This is a genomic window from Streptomyces corynorhini (genome assembly GCF_003346515.1).
In the GTDB taxonomy this organism is placed as follows: domain Bacteria; phylum Actinomycetota; class Actinomycetes; order Streptomycetales; family Streptomycetaceae; genus Streptomyces; species Streptomyces corynorhini.
In genome coordinates, this window is record NZ_QQNA01000025.1 from 25,613 (window position 1) to 40,713 (window position 15,101).

The following is a 15,101-nucleotide window of genomic DNA, read 5'->3' on the forward strand; positions in this document are numbered from 1 at the left end:
ACAGGCCGCGTAGCCGTACTCGTGGCCCCGCCCGTGCGTGCGTGGACGCGTGGGCGGGGCCATCCGTGCCGTTGTCCGTGCTGTTACCGGGCGGCGAAGGCGACGAAGTCGGTCCAGGCGGCGGGGGTGGGGGTGAGGACCGGGCCGGTGGGGGTTTTGCTGTCGCGGACGGGGACGATGCCGGAGGTGGCGGCGAGGTTACGGGCGAACTCGACGCACTGGCCTTCCTGGCCGTTGCTGTAGCTGGACTTCTCCCAGTGCGCGGCGGAGAGATCGGGTGTGTTCATTGGGTCCATTCCTCCATCGCCTTGTGCATAAAGTCGAGCGACGCTTCCGGGGAAAGCGCGTCGGCACGTAGCCGATCGTAAAGCACGGTCGCATCCGCCACGACAGTCCGGGAGTCGTTCACATGACCTGAGTTCGGGGTCTCCTGGTAGAGGATGTCCGGCTCATCGTCGTTGTCATCGAACCTCAGCAGTGTGAAGGACAACGGCCAGGCGGGGGCCCCGGAATCGAACGGGAGCACCTGGATGGTGAAGCTGGGGGACTGTGCCTCCCTGATCAGATACGCCAACTGTGCGGCCATGACTGCCGGCGTGCCGATCCGGCGGCGTAGACATGACTCGTCCACGACGACCCAAACAAGCGGCGGCTGCGCGCTCTTGAGGATCTGGCGGCGCTTCAATCGCCTCCCGACCTTCGCGGCGGTCTGTTCCACGGTGTCGCTCGGGCATACCTTCCTGAAGATCGCTTCGGCGTACGCCTCCGTCTGTAGCAGGCCCATGATCAAACCCGAGCTGTAATCCAGGACCGCCGAAGCCTTCTCCTCCAGCATCCGGTACGGCTCGAACCAGTCCGGATACCCACCCTTCTGCGCGCACCGGTCCCGTAGCCGCGCGAACATCTCCGGCGTACCGAAGACTTGGTCGCAGCCCGCCGCGAACTCCGGGCTCGCCATCCGCTCCCCGGCCTCGACCTTCGCCACGTACTGCTGCCCGTACCGCGCGGGCGCCCCCACCTCTCGTTGGCTCAGACCCCGCTCAACTCGCCACTCCCGTACCTCATTACCGAAGTAGGCGGCTCCGCTGACCGGTCCCACCGGCCTGTTCTGGTCGTGCGTCATGCGTGTACCTCTCCTTCACCCCGAGCCCGTTGACGTGTGTGCAGCCCTTTTCAGCCTAGGCGCACATGCCGATCCTTGAACACAGACCGTAATGACTCAACGACGGAGGGGCGCATCTGTGACGACCGGGGAAGCGGCGGTCATCGCCGCCGACGAGAGCGAGTTGGCCGATCCTTCGGCCTCCGACCTGTACCACCGGCTGGTTCCCGAGAGCGTGCCCCGGCACTTCGCGGAGCCGACGCCCGAGCTGACGGCGCGCGTCGCGCGTGGATTGCGGGGGCTGGTCGATGGAGGGCAGTGAGATGCGGAGGCGGCTCTCGATGGTGATCGAGGCGTTCGGGGTGGACGGGACGCTCGTCGTGCCGAAGTACGGGCCGTGGCCCGAGGGCGGCGAGCCCCCGCCCGGGGACGCGCTGAAGTGGCCGCCGTGCCGCTGTGGCAGCAGGATCTGCCCGGACTTCGAACCCGCCGACGTGGCCACGGAACCCGGGCCCGGGGGCGGCGGCAGTGGGGGCGCCACGTGACTGGCCGGTCAGCGGACCCGGACGCCGTACCGGCGGTGGACTGCGGCGTCTGCGCCGCGCTCTGCCGCCAGCGCGAGGAAGCGCGGGCGGCCGGGAACGTACGGGTGGTACGGGACTGGAACGACGAACTCCGTAACCACCCGCACCGACGCTCGGGCGACTGGAAGGCGGCGGGACCGGCGTGAGTACCAGCCCCCGTGCGCCGCTCCGGGCGTCCCGCCCGGCTCCGGGTGAACTCCGCCTCGGGATGGTCGTGTTCGACCGGCAGTGCGACCTGGCCGCCGAGATCGTCGGCTTCGCCGGCCCGATGGTCCGCGTCGTACGCCCGACGGGGCTCCACTGGCAGACGCACCGGGTCTCGCTCCGCCCGGCGACTCCGTACGAGGAGCGTCAACTCGCCGCACTCGCGGCTCTCCACCGCACCCGTCTGAAAGGCCGCTGATCGACCCCGCCCTGTTGGTCGCTACTCCGGCCGCTTGAAGCGGTCCGCGAGGGCGGCCAGATCGGGTACGAACCAGACCTGCCGTCCCCGGTTCGATTCGCGGACGAGGCCGGGGAGGGAGGAACTGGCCGCCAGATGGCGGGAGATGTCGCCGACGACCACCAGGCGGAGCCGGTAGTTCACCAGCTTCTGGAGTATCTCGCCCGCGACGCCGGTGCTGAGGTCGAAGAAGGTGTCGTCGAGCCGTTCCGCCGGGACCGCGACCACCTCCGCCTGGTCGAAGGCCGCGCCGACCAGATGGTCGAGCGCGTCCTGCGCGGAGGCGATCGGCGGGCCGTCGGCGGCGCAGACGAGTACGGGGACGCCGTGGTGCTCCACCAGGAGGTCAGGCATGGTCCGACGCCTCCCCGGCACCAGCACCAGCCCCGGCACCGGCACCGGTCCGGGTTTCGGTCGTGAGCATGCCGTTGCCCGGTGCCAGCACACCGTCGACCAGGTTCAGCAGGGCGGCGGTGGTGGCGGGGTCGCCGAGGATCACGATCTTCATGCGGGCTCGCTCCTTGTCGTAGACGGTCTGGATACGGAGTGGATCCGGCGCATCCCGCTCGGCCTGCGCGGCGGCCGTGACGAGGGTGCTCAACCGGCTCGCCGCGTCCGGGCCGATCGCGTCGATCTGCACGATGCTCGACACCTCGACGTGCCCGCGCGGGGTGGTGGCCGCCGGGGTCCCCGGCGCCGCGTCCGGGTCCGGGAGGCTGGTCAGCGCCTCGAAATCGGCCCGGCTGACGCGGTACTGCTTGCCGATCCTGACGGCCTTGAGCCGACCGTCGCGGACGTAGTTGCGGACGGTCCGTACGTGCAGCCCGAGCAGCTCGGCCACCTCGCCGACCGAGTACAGATCACGCTCAGGGCTCTCCATGACGCTGAATATTACCTTAAAGAACTTCTTTCAGGGGGCAGATAGGGAGTGATGAGGAGTGATACGGAGTGGTAGGGGGTCGGGTTCCGTGGTCCGGTCCCGTTCGAGACGATACGTACCGTCCTGTCCGGTCGGTAGATTGGGCGCCATGGCCGAACGTGCGCAGCGAAAGATCCCCGACTCCTCCCGGCGCAGCGAGCGCTCGCGCCGCGCGATCCACGAAGCGGCCCTCGCGCTGATCGGGGAGGTGGGGTACGCGAAGACGACGATCGAGGGCATCGCGGCCCGTGCCGGGGTCGGCAAGCAGACCATCTACCGCTGGTGGCCCTCCAAGGCGGCCGTGCTGCTGGAGGCGTTCCTCGACCTCACCGGAGAGGCCGCAGGGGCCGGAGAGGTCGGAGGAGAAGGGGAGTCGGAGTCGGAGGCGTACGCGATCCCGGACACCGGCGATCTGGAGGCGGACCTCAAACTGGTCCTGCGGGCCACGGTCGACCAGATGAACGACCCACGGTTCGATGTGCCGTCCCGCGCGCTGGCCGCCGAGGGGATCGTCAACCTGGAGCTGGGGACGGAGTTCGTCCGGAAGTTGTTGGAGCCGCAGCTCCAGCTGTACGTACGGCGCCTCACCGCCGCCCAGGCAACGGAGGCGGGGGGCGTGCGGCGGGGCGTTGATCCGCGGATCGCCTTGGAGCTGCTGGTGGGTCCCGTGACTCACCGCTGGATGCTGCGGACGGCGCCGCTGACACACGAGTACACCGACGCCGTCGTGGAGTACGCCCTGTACGGTCTGGCCCCGCGCCCCTGACCGGGACGGGCTCAGGGCGGGACGCGTCGCCGCCCTGAGCGGGTCCCGCAGCCGTAACCTCGCGCGGGCCCCGCAGCCGTAACCCCGAGGGGGGCGCGCGGGGGCGCGTGGAGGCACATGGGGCGGGTGTGGTGAACGCCACCGGCTCCAGCGCCCCCGAACGGCGCCGTATATCGCCTCATAAGCCGCAATAGATTCCGGTGCGAGGGATGGGCCCTCCTACCCCGGTTGGGGCTCACGGCCACACGAGGAGCAGGATGGTGCGACCATGGCAGAGTGCGGCAGCGGCACCGGCAGGAGATGTGAGGGGATAGATGGGCGACGATTTCGGCCGCTACCGCGGCACGGAGAGCAGGATTCCCCAGTGGCTGCGCAGGCGCCCCAAGAAGAACGCCGGTGATTCCGCGTTCGGCGAGGGAGACGCGGCGGGTCGTGAGGCGCTGCTGTTCGCTGTCGCCGACGCCGGTATGCCCATCTCGCCCGCGGCCCACCCGGTCGGCTACCGATGTTCCTGCGACCGGATCGGCTGTCCCACCCCGGCCAGGCACCCCCTCTCCTTCGCGTGGCAGACCCAGTCGACCACCGACCGGCCGCAGATCGAGCGCTGGGCGCGCAACCAGCCCGAGGCCAACTTCATCACCGCGACCGGCATGGTCCATGACGTCCTGGACGTCCCGCTCGAAGCGGGCGGCAGCGCACTGGAACGCCTGCTGGAGCGCGGCATCGACGTCGGCCCGGTGGCCGACTCCGGCGGCGACCGGATGCTCTTCTTCACCGCGACCCGGGGCACCCCGGAGGACGAGGACGAGTGGTGGCCGTGTGAGCTGGACTGCCACCCCGAGACGATGGACGAGCACCCGGGCCTGCGCTGGCACTGCCGGGGCAGCTACGTGCTCGTACCGCCTGCTCGGCTGCCCGGCGAGCTGTCCGTACGGTGGCTGCGCGGCCCCGAGCATCCGCTGCCCGACCCGCTGACGCTGCTGGAGACCCTGACCGACGCCTGCGCCCGGTACGCGGGGGAGAACGGCGAGCTGGATCCGCACGCCGTGGCCTGGCCGCTCGGCCGCTGATCCGACGCCCGGCCCGGGGGTACGGACCCTCCGGGCCCGCGCGCGCCCTATCAGTCCCGCGCGCTCCGGAAATCCCGCGCGCCCCACAAGTCCCGCGCGCTCCGGAAATCCCGCCCGTGCCGGAGAACCCGCGCACCCCACAAGTCCCGTGCGCCCTACGACCCCTACGACCCCTTCGCCCCGGTGACGCCCTGGAGCCGCCCCGCGACCTCCACCGTCGGGGTGTCCGCGTCGGCGCGCGGCACCAGCACCACCTGGCTGGAGACCCACTCCTTCGTCAGGGTGTTGGTCACCTCGCCCGTCATCAGCGCCCTGACGTCCTCGCTCACCTTCGGACGCACCCCCTTCGCACCGGTCTGGCGCTCGAAGTAGCGCGTCGCGAAGAAGACCAGCGCGCCCCCGTCCGCCGTCCGCAGCCCCAGCGGGGCGAAGTCGCCGTCCGTGGCCGCCTGGTCGAGGTACTGGGTGGCTATCCCGGGCAGCCGCTCCTTCGTCTTGCGCGTCTCCCGCCACTGGCTGGTGTGCGGTCCGTCGGCGAAGTGCGCCGGCTTTCCGTCGCCCAGGTACGAGGCGTACTCCGCGCTCAGCTTCCCGGGCGCCACCGCCAGCGCCTCGCTGTCCGGCTCCACCGGCTCGGCGAAGCCGTCCGTGTCCTTCTTGAAGGCCGGGACGCCGTTTTCCGGGAGGATGGTCAGATACGGCACCTGCCACTCGGCGTCCGGCCCGCTCCGTACGAAGACCAGCACCCAGCGGGTGTCGTTCGGCCCGCCGTCGTCCTTGTCGCGGTTGCTGTCGGTGTCCGCGACGAACCAGCGCGGCCAGCCCGCCTTCTTGGGGATCGTGAACTTGGCGTCGGACAGCTCCAGCGCCTGGTGCGCCGGATTGCCCCCCGGGCTCGTGATCGACCGGGACTTCAGGCCCGCCTGGTTGATCGCGCCCAGCGGACCGGTCACCCGGTCCGCGTCGAGCGCCGGATCGTACGCCTTGTCGGCCGCGTTGTACGCGTCGGTGAAATCCTTCAGCGCCTGTCCGGCCTCACTCCGGTCCACCGCCGGAAGCACCGCCAACTCCCCGTGCACCGTCACGCATCCGCTCGCCGTCAGCGACAGCACCGTCACCGTCGCGAGCCCCGCCGCTGCCCGAATCGGACTTCCCAGCCTGCTCATCGGTCGCCTTCTGCTCCTTGACCCCTACGGGGACCCCCGCTGGACGTCCGAACCCTACCGGGGCGAGGAACAGCGCGAGCGCCGGGACCAGATACAGGAACCAGACGATGACCTGAACCACCGTCGGGTCCGGCTGGAAGTTGAACACGCCCTTGAGGAGCGTGCCGTACCAGCTGTCCGGCGGGATCGCCGAGCTGATGTCGAAAGCCGTGTGCGACAACCCGCCCACGAAGCCCGCCTCCTGGAGGTCGTGGACGCCGTACGCGAGCACGCCCGCCGCGACGACCACCAGCATCCCGCCGGTCCAGGTGAAGAACTTGGCCAGATTGATCCGCAGCGCGCCCCGGTAGAACAGCCAGCCCAGCACCACCGCGCTCGCCAGCCCCAGCAGCACCCCGATCAGCGGCGCGTGCGTGCCGTCCGAGGACGCCCGTACCGAGGCCCAGACGAACAGCGCCGTCTCCAGCCCCTCCCGGCCCACCGCCAGGAACGCCGTCGCGACCAGCGCCCCCGTACCCATCTGGAGCGCCGCGTCGAGCTTGGCGCCCAGCGCCGCCCGCAAGTGCCGTGCGGTACGGCGCATCCAGAAGACCATCCAGGTGACCAGGCCCACCGCGATGATCGACAGCGACCCGCCGAGCGCCTCCTGCGCCTCGAACGTCAGCTCCTGCGAGCCGTACTCCAGCCCGAAGCCGAACGCCAGCGCCAGCACGACCGCGACCCCGATACCGATCCAGATGGGGCGCAGCGCGTCCCGCCGCTCCGTCTTCACCAGGTACGCGATCAGGATGCAGACGACGAGACTGGCCTCAAGGCCCTCGCGCAGGCCGATCAGATAGTTTCCGAACACGTCCGGAACTCCTTACGAAACGTAGCTTGTGAAGCCTGTGAAGCGGGTCAGGAGAGCAGCGTCCGGCCCCACCAGTCGCCCTTGTCCCGGACGCCCGGCGGGATCGCGAAGACCGCTGAACCCACGTGCTGGATGTATTCGCCCAGCGCGTCCGAGCGCGCCAGGGACCGCTGTACGGGGATGAAGGCGTCCCGGATGTCGCGCTGGTACGCCAGGAAGAACAGCCCCGCGTCGAGCCGGCCGAGACCGTCCGTGCCGTCGGTGAACGAGTAGCCGCGGCGCAGCATCCGCACCCCGTGGTGAGCATCGGGATGGGCCAGGCGCACATGCGAAGTCGGCAGCATCGCCTTGAGGTTGGGCTTGTCGTGCTCGCGCGCCCTGCCGACCGCCGCGCCCTCGCCCTTGTCCCGGCCGAAGACGTCCTCCTGCTCCTGGAGCGAGGTGCGGTCCCAGCTCTCGATCCGCATGGAGATCCGGCGGGCGACCAGGTACGAGCCACCGGCCATCCACTCCGCGCCGTCCTTCGCCGCCGCCCAGACGTACCGGTCCAGCGCGTCGGACTCGGTACCGGCGATATTGCTGGTGCCGTCCTTGAAACCGAAGAGGTTACGGGGGGTCTGGGCGCCCGGGGTGGTCGAGGACGTCTTGCCGAAGCCGAGCTGCGACCAGCGCACCGCGACCTTCCCGAAGCCGATCCTGGCGAGGTTGCGGATCGCGTGCACGGCGACCTGTGGATCGTCCGCGCACGCCTGCACGCACAGATCGCCGCCGCCGCGGGCCGGATCGAGGCTGTCGCCGGGGAACTTCGGCAGGTCGGCCAGGGCCGCCGGGCGACGCGACGCCAGCCCGAACCGGTCCCCGCCGCTCCTGCCGCCGCTCGTACCGTCGCTCCTGCCGTCACTCCTGCCGCCGTTCGTACCGCCGTTCGTACCGCCGCTCTTGACGCCGTTCGTACCGCCGTTCTGGGTGAACAGCCCGGGACCGAACCCGACGGTCAGCGTCAGCCGGGACGGCGGCAGGCCCAGCGCCTCGCCCGTGTCGTCGGGCGGCGCCTCGGGCAGCCCGCCGTACGCGCCGTCGCCGACCGCGTGCCCGGCCGTCATCCGCTCGGCGGCCCGCGTCCAGTCCTTGAGGAGCTGGATCAACTCCGTACGGTCGTCCGTCGTCACGTCGAACGCGGCGAAGTGCAGCCGGTCCTGCACGGGCGTGGCGATCCCCGCCTGGTGGGCGCCGTGGAAGGCCACCGCCGCGCCGCTGTCCGAGGCCCGCGCCGTGGTGTCCCCGTCGCGCAGGGCCGCCGCCGCGCCGCCGGCCGCCGCAGCGCCGAGCGCGAGCCCCGCCCCGCCCCAGCCGAGCAGGGCGCGGCGGGAGGGCGCGGGGTTCTCGTCCGCCGCGCCCCGTTCCGTCGATTCGTCTTCGCGCATCGCTGCCTGACCCGCTCGTCCTACTTGACCACGGCGGCGGCGAGCTTGGACAGCGGCTCGGCCAGTGCGTTGACGCCGTCCGACAGCTCCTTGCGCTGCGCCTTGGTGACCTTCTCGTACGAGGTGAACTCGTAGGAGTCCGCGCCGTCGCGGTACTTGTCGAGCAGCTTGTTCAACGTGGCGAACTGCTTGTCCAGTTCGGTCACCAGCGCCGCGTCGTTCTTCTCCGCGACCGGCTTGAGCAGCTCGTACGACTTCTGCGCGCCCTCGACGTTGGCCTTGAAGTCGACCAGGTCGGTGTGGCTGTAGCGCTCCTCCTCGCCGGTGACCTTGCCCGAGGCGACCTCGTCGAGCAGCTCCTTGGCGCCGTTGGCCATCGAGGTCGGGGTGATCTCCGCCTTGCCGACCCGCTTCTGCCAGTCGAGGAGATCCTTGTCCAGCTCGTCGGCGAGGGACGTGGCGTCCGCGCCGAGCGTGCCGTCCTGCCACAGCTCCTTCTCCAGCCGGTGCCAGCCGGTCCACTTCTGGCCGTCCTCCAGGCCGTCCGCGCGGGTGTCGACCTTCGGGTCGATGTCGCCGAACGACTCGGCGACCGGCTCGGTGCGCTCCCAGCCGATGCGCGAGGGCGCGTACGCCTTCTTGGCCGCCGCCAGATCACCGGCGCGCACGGCGTCCGTGAAGACCTTCACCTTCGGCAGCGTCTCGTCCGCCTGCTCCTGGACGTAGGTGCGGTACGCGGCGACGGCGGCGTCCATCTCCGGGCTGCGCTTGGCCGCCGTACCGCCGGTGACGGTGACCTTCTGGCGGATGCCGCTGCCCTTCATGCCGGGCTTGCAGGCGATCTCGTAGCTGCCCGCCTTGACCTCGGCGGTCACCTTGGCCTTCGTACCCGGGCCGATGTTCTCGCGCTCGGTGACGATCCGGTCGTCGGGGAAGAGGAGATAGACCTCGGTGACCTTCGAGCCCTTGTTCTCGATGGCCAGCTCCACATGGCCCGCGGGGAACGCGTTCTTCGACACCTCGCAGGAGTCGTCCCCCGCCGTCACCTGGACGGCGCTGCCGCCGGCCTTGGAGTCGCTCTTCGCCGTGCAGCCGGTGACGGCTGTCAGCGCGGCCACCGTGACGGCGGCGGTGACGACGGAGAGACGGGCGGGTCCGGGACGGACGGGTCGCATACGGGACTCCACGATGGAAGGAAACGGCGAGAAGACGGACATGGCGGGGAAGCGAACCGGCCCAACTTAACTGAGGCTTACCTCAGTAATATCCGTCCGTCCAGTGATTCAGCTCTCAATTCGCCCTCCGGGCCGCCTCAGGACACGGCCCGGACACGGGCCGGTCACAGCACCTCCCGGACCGGGCCACGACCAGGTAAGGCGCAGGTCAAGAGAGCCGTTTCGGCACCACCAGCGGAACACCCGTGCGGGGGTGCGGGAAGACCTCGACGGGCTGCCGGTAGACCCGGCTCAGCAACGCGTCGCGGAAGACTTCGGCGGGCGGCCCCTCGGCCGCGATCCGGCCGTCGTGCAGTACGGCCGTACGGTCCGCGTGGGCCGCCGCGAGCCCCAGATCGTGCAGCACGATCACGACCGCGTCGCCCGCCCGCGCCCGCTCCCGGCAGATCCGCAGCACCAACTCCTGGTGGCGCAGGTCCAGCGCGGCGGTCGGCTCGTCGAGCAGCAGCAGCGGGGCGCGCTGCGCCAGCACCCTGGCGAGCGCCACCCGGGCGCGCTCGCCGCCGGAGAGCGCGGAGAAGGGGCGCGGCGCGAACGCGGTGACCTCGGTGGCCGCCATCGCCTCGGCGACGGCCGCCCCGTCCTCGTCCTCCAGCGCCGTCCCGGCCCACGGCGCCCGTCCCATCCGTACGACGTCCTCGACCGGGAACGGGAAGGACAGCGTCGCGGCCTGCGGCAGCACGGAGCGGCGCAGGGCGAGTTCGGGCGCCGACCACGCGTCGACGGGCCGCCCGCCGATCCGTACCTCGCCCTGGTCGGGCCGTAGATCGGCGGCGAGCGCGGCCAGCAGCGTCGACTTCCCGGCGCCGTTCGGGCCGACGAGCGCGAGCACCTCACCGGCGCGCGCGGTCAGATCGATCCCGCCGAGCACCTCGCGCCCGCCGAGCCGCACACCGAGGCCGTGGGCCTCGGCGACGGGGCAGCCGGGGGAGACGGGAGGAGGGAGGGCGCGCGAGCGCGCGGCGAACAGACCTCTGAGGCTCGCGGCCCTGGTACGGCTCATGCCCATCCATCCTGGTCGCGGGTTCATGCCCAACCACCCTGCTCGCCGGTTCATGCCCAACCACCCTGCCTACGCCGCGTCCTGCGCAGCAGCCAGAAGAAGAACGGACTCCCGAACAGGGCCGTCAGCACCCCGAGCGGCAGCTCCGCGGGGGCCGCCACCGTGCGGGCCGCCAGATCGCCCGCGAGCAGCACCACCGCGCCGCCCAGCGCGCTGCCCGGCACCAGGAAGCGGTGGCCGGGGCCGTTCGCCATCCGCAGCAGATGCGGTACCAGCAGCCCGACGAAGGAGATGATCCCCGCCACCGCGACCGCCGCCGCCGTGAGCAGCGCCACCACCAGGACGAGGACGATACGCAGCCGCTCCACGTCCACGCCCAGGTGCCTGGCGGGCCGTTCGCCGAGCGCCAGCAGGTCCAGTCTCCGGGCGTAGAAGGGGGCGGCGACCAGCCCCGCCACCGCACACGGCAGCACCGCGAGCACCTTCGGCCAGGTCGCCTGCGCGAGTGAACCGAGCTGCCAGAAGGTGATCTGGGTGATCTGCGCGTTGTCGGCGAAGAAGATGAAGAGGCCGATCAGGGCCCCCGCGAACGCGTTGACCGCGATGCCGGTCAGGATCAGCGTCACCACTTCCGTACGCCCGCCCGACCGGGACAGCGCGTACACCAGCAGGACGGTCCCCAGCCCGGCGACGAACGCGAAGACCGTCACCGTCCAGTTGCCGAACAGGGTCAGCCCCAGCCCGATCGCGGCCACGGCACCGGCCGCCGCGCCCGCCGAGATCCCGATGACGCCCGGCTCGGCGAGCGGATTGCCGAACACGCCCTGCATGAGCGCGCCCGCGCAGCCCAGCGAGGCGCCGACGAGCAGGGCGAGGACGACGCGGGGCAGCCGTACGTTCCACAGCACGCTCTCGCCGACCCGGTCCAGCGCCGCCCCGCCGAGACCGGCGCGGTGCTGGACGGAGGACAGCACGTCGCCGAGGGGGATGTGGTAGGCGCCGATGCCCGCGGAGAGCAGGCAGAGCACGGCCAGCGCGCTGATCAGCCCGGCGGTCAGCAGCACGGTCCGGCCGGGGAGGCGCCGGGGGGCGGTCTTGTCGGCTGTCGCGGACGCTGTGGCTGTTGCGGACGTTGTGGCTGTTGTGGCTGTTGTGGCTGTTGTGGCTGTTGCGGCTGTTGTGGCGGCCTCGGCCGTCTTTGCCGCGTCAGCCGTCTCGGCGTTCTCGGCCGTCTCCGTCGCGTCAGCCCCTGCCGCGTCGTCTGTCCCTGCCCCTGTGCCTGCCCCTGTGCCTGTGCCTGCCGCTTTGCCTGTCCCGGTTTTCGGGACGGGAGTTGTCGTCACGTCACTTCCCGTTCCCGTACAGCTGCTCGACGATCGAGCGGAGCACCTCGTCCGTGCGCGGGCCGTAGTTCAGCAGCACCCCGTCCGCGTACGAGACGACCTTCCGGTCCATTCCGGCCGGTGTCTCGGCGACCCCGGGGATCTTCACCAGGCCGTCGATCCCGCCCACCGACTCCAGCCCCTTGGTCATCACCAGAATCGCGTCGGGCGCCGCCTTGACCAGGGCCTCGCTGGTGATGGGGGTGAAGTCCTTGGAGAGCCCCGACTCCTTCCCCGCGTCGACTGCGCCCGCCGCCTCCAGCAGCGAACTCGCCCCGGACCGGGCGCCGCCCAGCAGGTAGACGGCGGCCGACCCGCGCAGGTAGAGGAAGGCGACCCGGGGCCTCTTGCCCGCCTCTGGCTCGGGAATGTCCTTCTGTACGGCGGCGATCCGGTCCTCCGTACGCCGCCGCAGCTCGTCGCCCGCCGCCTTGACGCCCAGCATGGCGGCGACCGTGTCGATCCGCTTCCCGACGTCGGCGAGGCTCTTCGCCGGTTCCACCACGACGAGGGGGATGCCCGCGTCACGGATCTGGCCGATGGCCTCGGCCGGTCCCGTGGTGGTGTCCGCGATGACGAGCGTCGGCCTGAGCGAGAGCACGCCCTCGGCGGAGACGTCGTGGGCGCGGGTGATGACCGGCAACTTCTCGGCCTGCTCGAACGTGGCGGTGATGTCGCGCGCCACCACCTGCTTCCCGAGACCGAGCGTGAAGACGATCTCGCTCAGCGATCCGGTGAGCGGCACGACGCGGTCGGCAGAGGTGACGGTGACCTTCCGGCCGTCCGCCGAGGCGACGGTGGCCGGCAACTCGGGCTTCGGGACGGCCGCCAGCGGCTCCACCCGGTCGGCGCCCGCGCCGCTGGCGGCTCCGGCCCGCTTGTCCTGATGCGTCCGTTCCGCGTCCGTGCCGCCTCCGCCGCTGCCCCCGCCCCCGTCCCCGCCTCCGCCTCCGCAGCCGGAGGCGGTCAGGGTGAGGGCGAGTACGGAGAGGAGCGCACCCGCCAGACGTGATCCGCGCACGGAGCGCACCATCCTGTTCTGTTTCCAGTGCCGGAGGGGGTTCCAGCAGGGGACGGATGTAGCTTAGGTTAGCCTTACCTCGCTTTCCAGGCCCGGGGGGTCTTTTCGGATTCCCGTTTTCCCTGCGTCGCTGTTTTGCCGCATCGCCGCATCGCCGCATCGCTGTTTCGCCGATACGTCGTTTCGTCGTTTCGGCCGGGCGCGTTCAGACGTACACACCGTGGGAGTGACTTTCATGCTGTCGTTCAGACCCGTGCGCGCGTTCGTCGTCGCGCTTCTGCTGGCGCTGCCGGTGGCTCTGCTCCCCGCCACGGGCGCGCACGCGGCGGACCGTACGGTGCGGGGCGGCCGACTGGACTGGGGAATCAAATCCTCGTTCCAGAGCTATATCACCGGGCCTATCGCCCAAGGGAGTTGGACGCTCACGGGCGGCGCCGCCACGGTCGGCGGCAGCCAATTCCGGTTCCACTCGGCGAGCGGGACCTACGACCCGGCGAGCGGCGCGTTCCGCTCCGGCTTCTCCGGCGGGGTCCATTTCACCGGCCACAAGAAGTCCGACGGTACGAGTGAACTCGACCTGACCATCTCCAACCCGACCGTGCGGATCTCCGGCGGCAGCGGCACGCTCCACGCGGACATGGTCAGCAAGGCGCGGGGGACCGGCAAGGTCACCACGTCCACCCAGGTCGCGTTCGCCTCGCTCAATCTGTCCGGGATCGACATGCGGGGCGGCGGCAGCCCCATCGCCCTCAACAACGTACCGGCTACGCTCACTTCGCAGGGCGCCGCCGCCTTCGCCGGGTACTACACGGCGGGTACGGAGCTGGACCCGGTGAGTCTCTCCGTGGACGTCGAGGCGGCGAAGCAACCGCCGCGGTCGGCCGAGCCGAAGGCCACCGCCACGGCGCCGTCCGCGCCGTCGCCCTCGGTCTCGGCGACGGAGAAGGCGGCCTCCTTCCAGGCCGCGGCCGTCGACTGGGGGGTCCGCCGTACCTACCGCGAGTACGTCACCGGCTCCATCGCGCAGGGGGAGTGGACGCTGTCCGGCGGAGCCGAGGACGGCGGCGCGCTCTTCCGCTTCCCGAAGGGCAAGGGCGCGTACGACGCCAAGAAGGGCACGCTCGACGCCGCGTTCGCGGGCCGGATCCGCTTCACGGGCACCGGGCTCGACCTGACGCTGAGCGAGGTCGCCGTCAAGGTGAAGGACGACAAGGGCACGCTGTACGCGAAGGTGACCGACGCGAAGGCCGACGGCGCGGGGAAGGCCGACAGCGCGGGGAAGGCCGACGGCGCGGGGAAGGCCACCGACTCCGCGAAGGCCGACGGCGCCGCGAAGGCCGACGGCGCGGGGAAGGCCGACGACTCCGCGAAGGCCGACGGCGCCGCGAAGGCCACCGCCTCCGGCGAGGCCGCCGTACCGCTGGTCACCTTCCCCGCCGAGGACTTCACGCCGAAGGACGGGCTGGCAGCCCTCACCGAGGCCCCGGCCACGCTGACCGCGCAGGGTGCCAAGGCGTTCGGTTCGCTCTACCCGGCCGGGACGGAGATGGACCCCGTCTCACTCGCCGTCACCACCGCCGAGAAGGCCCAGCTGCCCGCCCTTCCGGACCTCGGCAGCGACACGGCCGCTGCGGCCTCCGCGTCGCCCTCCGCCGCCCCGTCCGCCACCGCGACCGGACCGGCCGCCCCTGCCACCGAGGCCGCCGCCTCGTCGTCGTCCGTGGGCGCCGGCACGTACGGCGCGATCGGCGCGGGCGTGCTGGCAGCCGCCGGGGCCGCGTTCTTCCTGATCCGCAGGCGGCGCGGCGCCACAGGGCCGGGCGGCACGGGGCCTGGTGCCACGGGACCGGGTGCGGGGCCTGGCGCCACGGGGACCGACACCACCTGAACCGTACGACCCTTCCGTTCAGCCTCCCCCCACACGCATCGCACGTCACCGGCCATCCGTGGCCCACGACACGTGCATCCAGCCCTCTCGACATCCGCATACGAGGAGAACACCCACCATGGCAGCCACTCGCCGCCCCATAACTCTCGCCGCCGCCATCGCCACGGCGGCCACCCTCGGCGCGACCGCGTTCGCCCTTCCCGCGCTCGCGGCGGGCACCCCCCGTGCCGCCGCGCCCGCGGGAAGGGC

Annotated in this window: 18 protein-coding genes; 7 read left to right on the forward strand and 11 right to left on the reverse strand. The window is 71.4% G+C overall.

All coding sequences use genetic code 11. The features are described from left to right. Window positions 1-83: 83 nt before the first annotated feature. The gene (locus DVH02_RS04485) at window positions 84-287 is read right to left on the reverse strand and encodes a DUF397 domain-containing protein (protein WP_114622356.1); all 204 of its coding nucleotides are present in this window, start codon (window positions 285-287) and stop codon (window positions 84-86) included. Next, on the reverse strand, window positions 284-1,123 hold the full coding sequence (locus DVH02_RS04490; protein ID WP_114622357.1) for a helix-turn-helix domain-containing protein: 840 nt from the start codon (window positions 1,121-1,123) through the stop codon (window positions 284-286). Before DVH02_RS04490 ends, DVH02_RS04485 begins: the two co-directional genes overlap by 4 nt. 118 nt (window positions 1,124-1,241) lie before the next feature. On the opposite strand from DVH02_RS04490, the gene DVH02_RS04495 reads away from it, so the two are divergent. The 4 genes from DVH02_RS04495 to DVH02_RS04510 are packed head-to-tail and all read left to right on the forward strand — an operon-like array spanning window position 1,242 to window position 2,089. After that, entirely contained in the window at window positions 1,242-1,424 is a 183-nt protein-coding gene (locus tag DVH02_RS04495; protein ID WP_114622358.1) for a hypothetical protein, read from the forward strand. A gap of 1 nt (window position 1,425) precedes the next feature. After that, on the forward strand, window positions 1,426-1,647 hold the full coding sequence (locus tag DVH02_RS04500) for a hypothetical protein (protein ID WP_114622359.1): 222 nt from the start codon (window positions 1,426-1,428) through the stop codon (window positions 1,645-1,647). Continuing rightward, entirely contained in the window at window positions 1,644-1,832 is a 189-nt protein-coding gene (locus DVH02_RS04505; RefSeq protein ID WP_114622360.1) for a hypothetical protein, read from the forward strand. Before DVH02_RS04500 ends, DVH02_RS04505 begins: the two co-directional genes overlap by 4 nt. Next, window positions 1,829-2,089: a hypothetical protein gene (locus tag DVH02_RS04510; protein WP_233518035.1), complete on the forward strand. Its 261-nt coding sequence runs from the start codon at window positions 1,829-1,831 to the stop codon at window positions 2,087-2,089. Before DVH02_RS04505 ends, DVH02_RS04510 begins: the two co-directional genes overlap by 4 nt. A 21-nt stretch (window positions 2,090-2,110) precedes the next feature. Here DVH02_RS04510 and DVH02_RS04515 read toward each other — a convergent pair whose 3' ends face one another. Both DVH02_RS04515 and DVH02_RS04520 read right to left on the reverse strand, forming a co-directional pair. Next, window positions 2,111-2,482 carry a DUF4180 domain-containing protein gene (locus DVH02_RS04515; RefSeq protein WP_114622362.1) on the reverse strand — a complete coding sequence of 124 codons (372 nt, stop codon included), beginning with the start codon at window positions 2,480-2,482 and terminating at the stop codon, window positions 2,111-2,113. Beyond that, window positions 2,475-3,008, reverse strand: coding sequence for a helix-turn-helix domain-containing protein (locus DVH02_RS04520; RefSeq protein ID WP_114622363.1), 534 nt, complete (start codon window positions 3,006-3,008; stop codon window positions 2,475-2,477). The genes DVH02_RS04515 and DVH02_RS04520 overlap by 8 nt, the downstream gene beginning before the upstream one ends. A gap of 148 nt (window positions 3,009-3,156) precedes the next feature. Between DVH02_RS04520 and DVH02_RS04525 the strand changes: the two genes are divergently transcribed. Continuing rightward, window positions 3,157-3,813, forward strand: coding sequence for a TetR/AcrR family transcriptional regulator (locus tag DVH02_RS04525; RefSeq protein WP_114622364.1), 657 nt, complete (start codon window positions 3,157-3,159; stop codon window positions 3,811-3,813). A 314-nt stretch (window positions 3,814-4,127) separates the two neighbouring features. Beyond that, window positions 4,128-4,883, forward strand: a complete 756-nt coding sequence (locus tag DVH02_RS04530) for a bifunctional DNA primase/polymerase (RefSeq protein WP_114622365.1) — start codon at window positions 4,128-4,130, stop codon at window positions 4,881-4,883. A 164-nt stretch (window positions 4,884-5,047) separates the two neighbouring features. Here DVH02_RS04530 and DVH02_RS04535 read toward each other — a convergent pair whose 3' ends face one another. The 7 genes from DVH02_RS04535 to DVH02_RS04565 form a co-directional block, all read right to left on the reverse strand. Beyond that, window positions 5,048-6,001, reverse strand: coding sequence for a hypothetical protein (locus tag DVH02_RS04535; protein WP_114622366.1), 954 nt, complete (start codon window positions 5,999-6,001; stop codon window positions 5,048-5,050). Further along, window positions 5,919-6,899, reverse strand: a complete 981-nt coding sequence (gene efeU / locus DVH02_RS04540; protein WP_114622367.1) for an iron uptake transporter permease EfeU — start codon at window positions 6,897-6,899, stop codon at window positions 5,919-5,921. Before efeU ends, DVH02_RS04535 begins: the two co-directional genes overlap by 83 nt. A gap of 47 nt (window positions 6,900-6,946) precedes the next feature. Next, window positions 6,947-8,323 carry a Dyp-type peroxidase gene (locus DVH02_RS04545; RefSeq protein ID WP_114622368.1) on the reverse strand — a complete coding sequence of 459 codons (1,377 nt, stop codon included), beginning with the start codon at window positions 8,321-8,323 and terminating at the stop codon, window positions 6,947-6,949. A gap of 20 nt (window positions 8,324-8,343) precedes the next feature. After that, window positions 8,344-9,498 (reverse strand): iron uptake system protein EfeO, encoded by a 1,155-nt coding sequence (gene efeO, locus DVH02_RS04550; protein ID WP_114622369.1) that lies wholly within the window; start codon window positions 9,496-9,498, stop codon window positions 8,344-8,346. A gap of 208 nt (window positions 9,499-9,706) precedes the next feature. Continuing rightward, window positions 9,707-10,561 (reverse strand): heme ABC transporter ATP-binding protein, encoded by an 855-nt coding sequence (locus tag DVH02_RS04555; RefSeq protein ID WP_114622370.1) that lies wholly within the window; start codon window positions 10,559-10,561, stop codon window positions 9,707-9,709. Window positions 10,562-10,611: 50 nt separating this feature from the next. Next, window positions 10,612-11,625 (reverse strand): FecCD family ABC transporter permease, encoded by a 1,014-nt coding sequence (locus DVH02_RS04560; RefSeq protein WP_233518036.1) that lies wholly within the window; start codon window positions 11,623-11,625, stop codon window positions 10,612-10,614. A gap of 280 nt (window positions 11,626-11,905) precedes the next feature. After that, a complete protein-coding gene (locus DVH02_RS04565; protein WP_114622371.1) occupies window positions 11,906-12,976 on the reverse strand; it encodes a heme/hemin ABC transporter substrate-binding protein in 1,071 nt (356 codons plus the stop codon). Window positions 12,977-13,199: 223 nt separating this feature from the next. On the opposite strand from DVH02_RS04565, the gene DVH02_RS04570 reads away from it, so the two are divergent. Next, window positions 13,200-14,852, forward strand: a complete 1,653-nt coding sequence (locus tag DVH02_RS04570; RefSeq protein WP_114622372.1) for an HtaA domain-containing protein — start codon at window positions 13,200-13,202, stop codon at window positions 14,850-14,852. Window positions 14,853-15,101 lie beyond the last annotated feature (249 nt).

What these genes read in the sequence shown, in the direction of transcription:
- DVH02_RS04485 (WP_114622356.1), bottom strand. Translation starts at nt 287, where the DNA reads ATGAACACACCCGATCTCTCCGCCGCGCACTGGGAGAAGTCCAGCTAC.
- DVH02_RS04490 (WP_114622357.1), bottom strand. Translation starts at nt 1,123, where the DNA reads ATGACGCACGACCAGAACAGGCCGGTGGGACCGGTCAGCGGAGCCGCC.
- DVH02_RS04500 (WP_114622359.1), top strand. Translation starts at nt 1,426, where the DNA reads ATGCGGAGGCGGCTCTCGATGGTGATCGAGGCGTTCGGGGTGGACGGG.
- DVH02_RS04515 (WP_114622362.1), bottom strand. Translation starts at nt 2,482, where the DNA reads ATGCCTGACCTCCTGGTGGAGCACCACGGCGTCCCCGTACTCGTCTGC.
- DVH02_RS04520 (WP_114622363.1), bottom strand. Translation starts at nt 3,008, where the DNA reads ATGGAGAGCCCTGAGCGTGATCTGTACTCGGTCGGCGAGGTGGCCGAG.
- DVH02_RS04525 (WP_114622364.1), top strand. Translation starts at nt 3,157, where the DNA reads ATGGCCGAACGTGCGCAGCGAAAGATCCCCGACTCCTCCCGGCGCAGC.
- DVH02_RS04530 (WP_114622365.1), top strand. Translation starts at nt 4,128, where the DNA reads ATGGGCGACGATTTCGGCCGCTACCGCGGCACGGAGAGCAGGATTCCC.
- DVH02_RS04545 (WP_114622368.1), bottom strand. Translation starts at nt 8,323, where the DNA reads ATGCGCGAAGACGAATCGACGGAACGGGGCGCGGCGGACGAGAACCCC.
- efeO (WP_114622369.1), bottom strand. Translation starts at nt 9,498, where the DNA reads ATGCGACCCGTCCGTCCCGGACCCGCCCGTCTCTCCGTCGTCACCGCC.
- DVH02_RS04555 (WP_114622370.1), bottom strand. Translation starts at nt 10,561, where the DNA reads ATGAGCCGTACCAGGGCCGCGAGCCTCAGAGGTCTGTTCGCCGCGCGC.
- DVH02_RS04565 (WP_114622371.1), bottom strand. Translation starts at nt 12,976, where the DNA reads ATGGTGCGCTCCGTGCGCGGATCACGTCTGGCGGGTGCGCTCCTCTCC.
- DVH02_RS04570 (WP_114622372.1), top strand. Translation starts at nt 13,200, where the DNA reads ATGCTGTCGTTCAGACCCGTGCGCGCGTTCGTCGTCGCGCTTCTGCTG.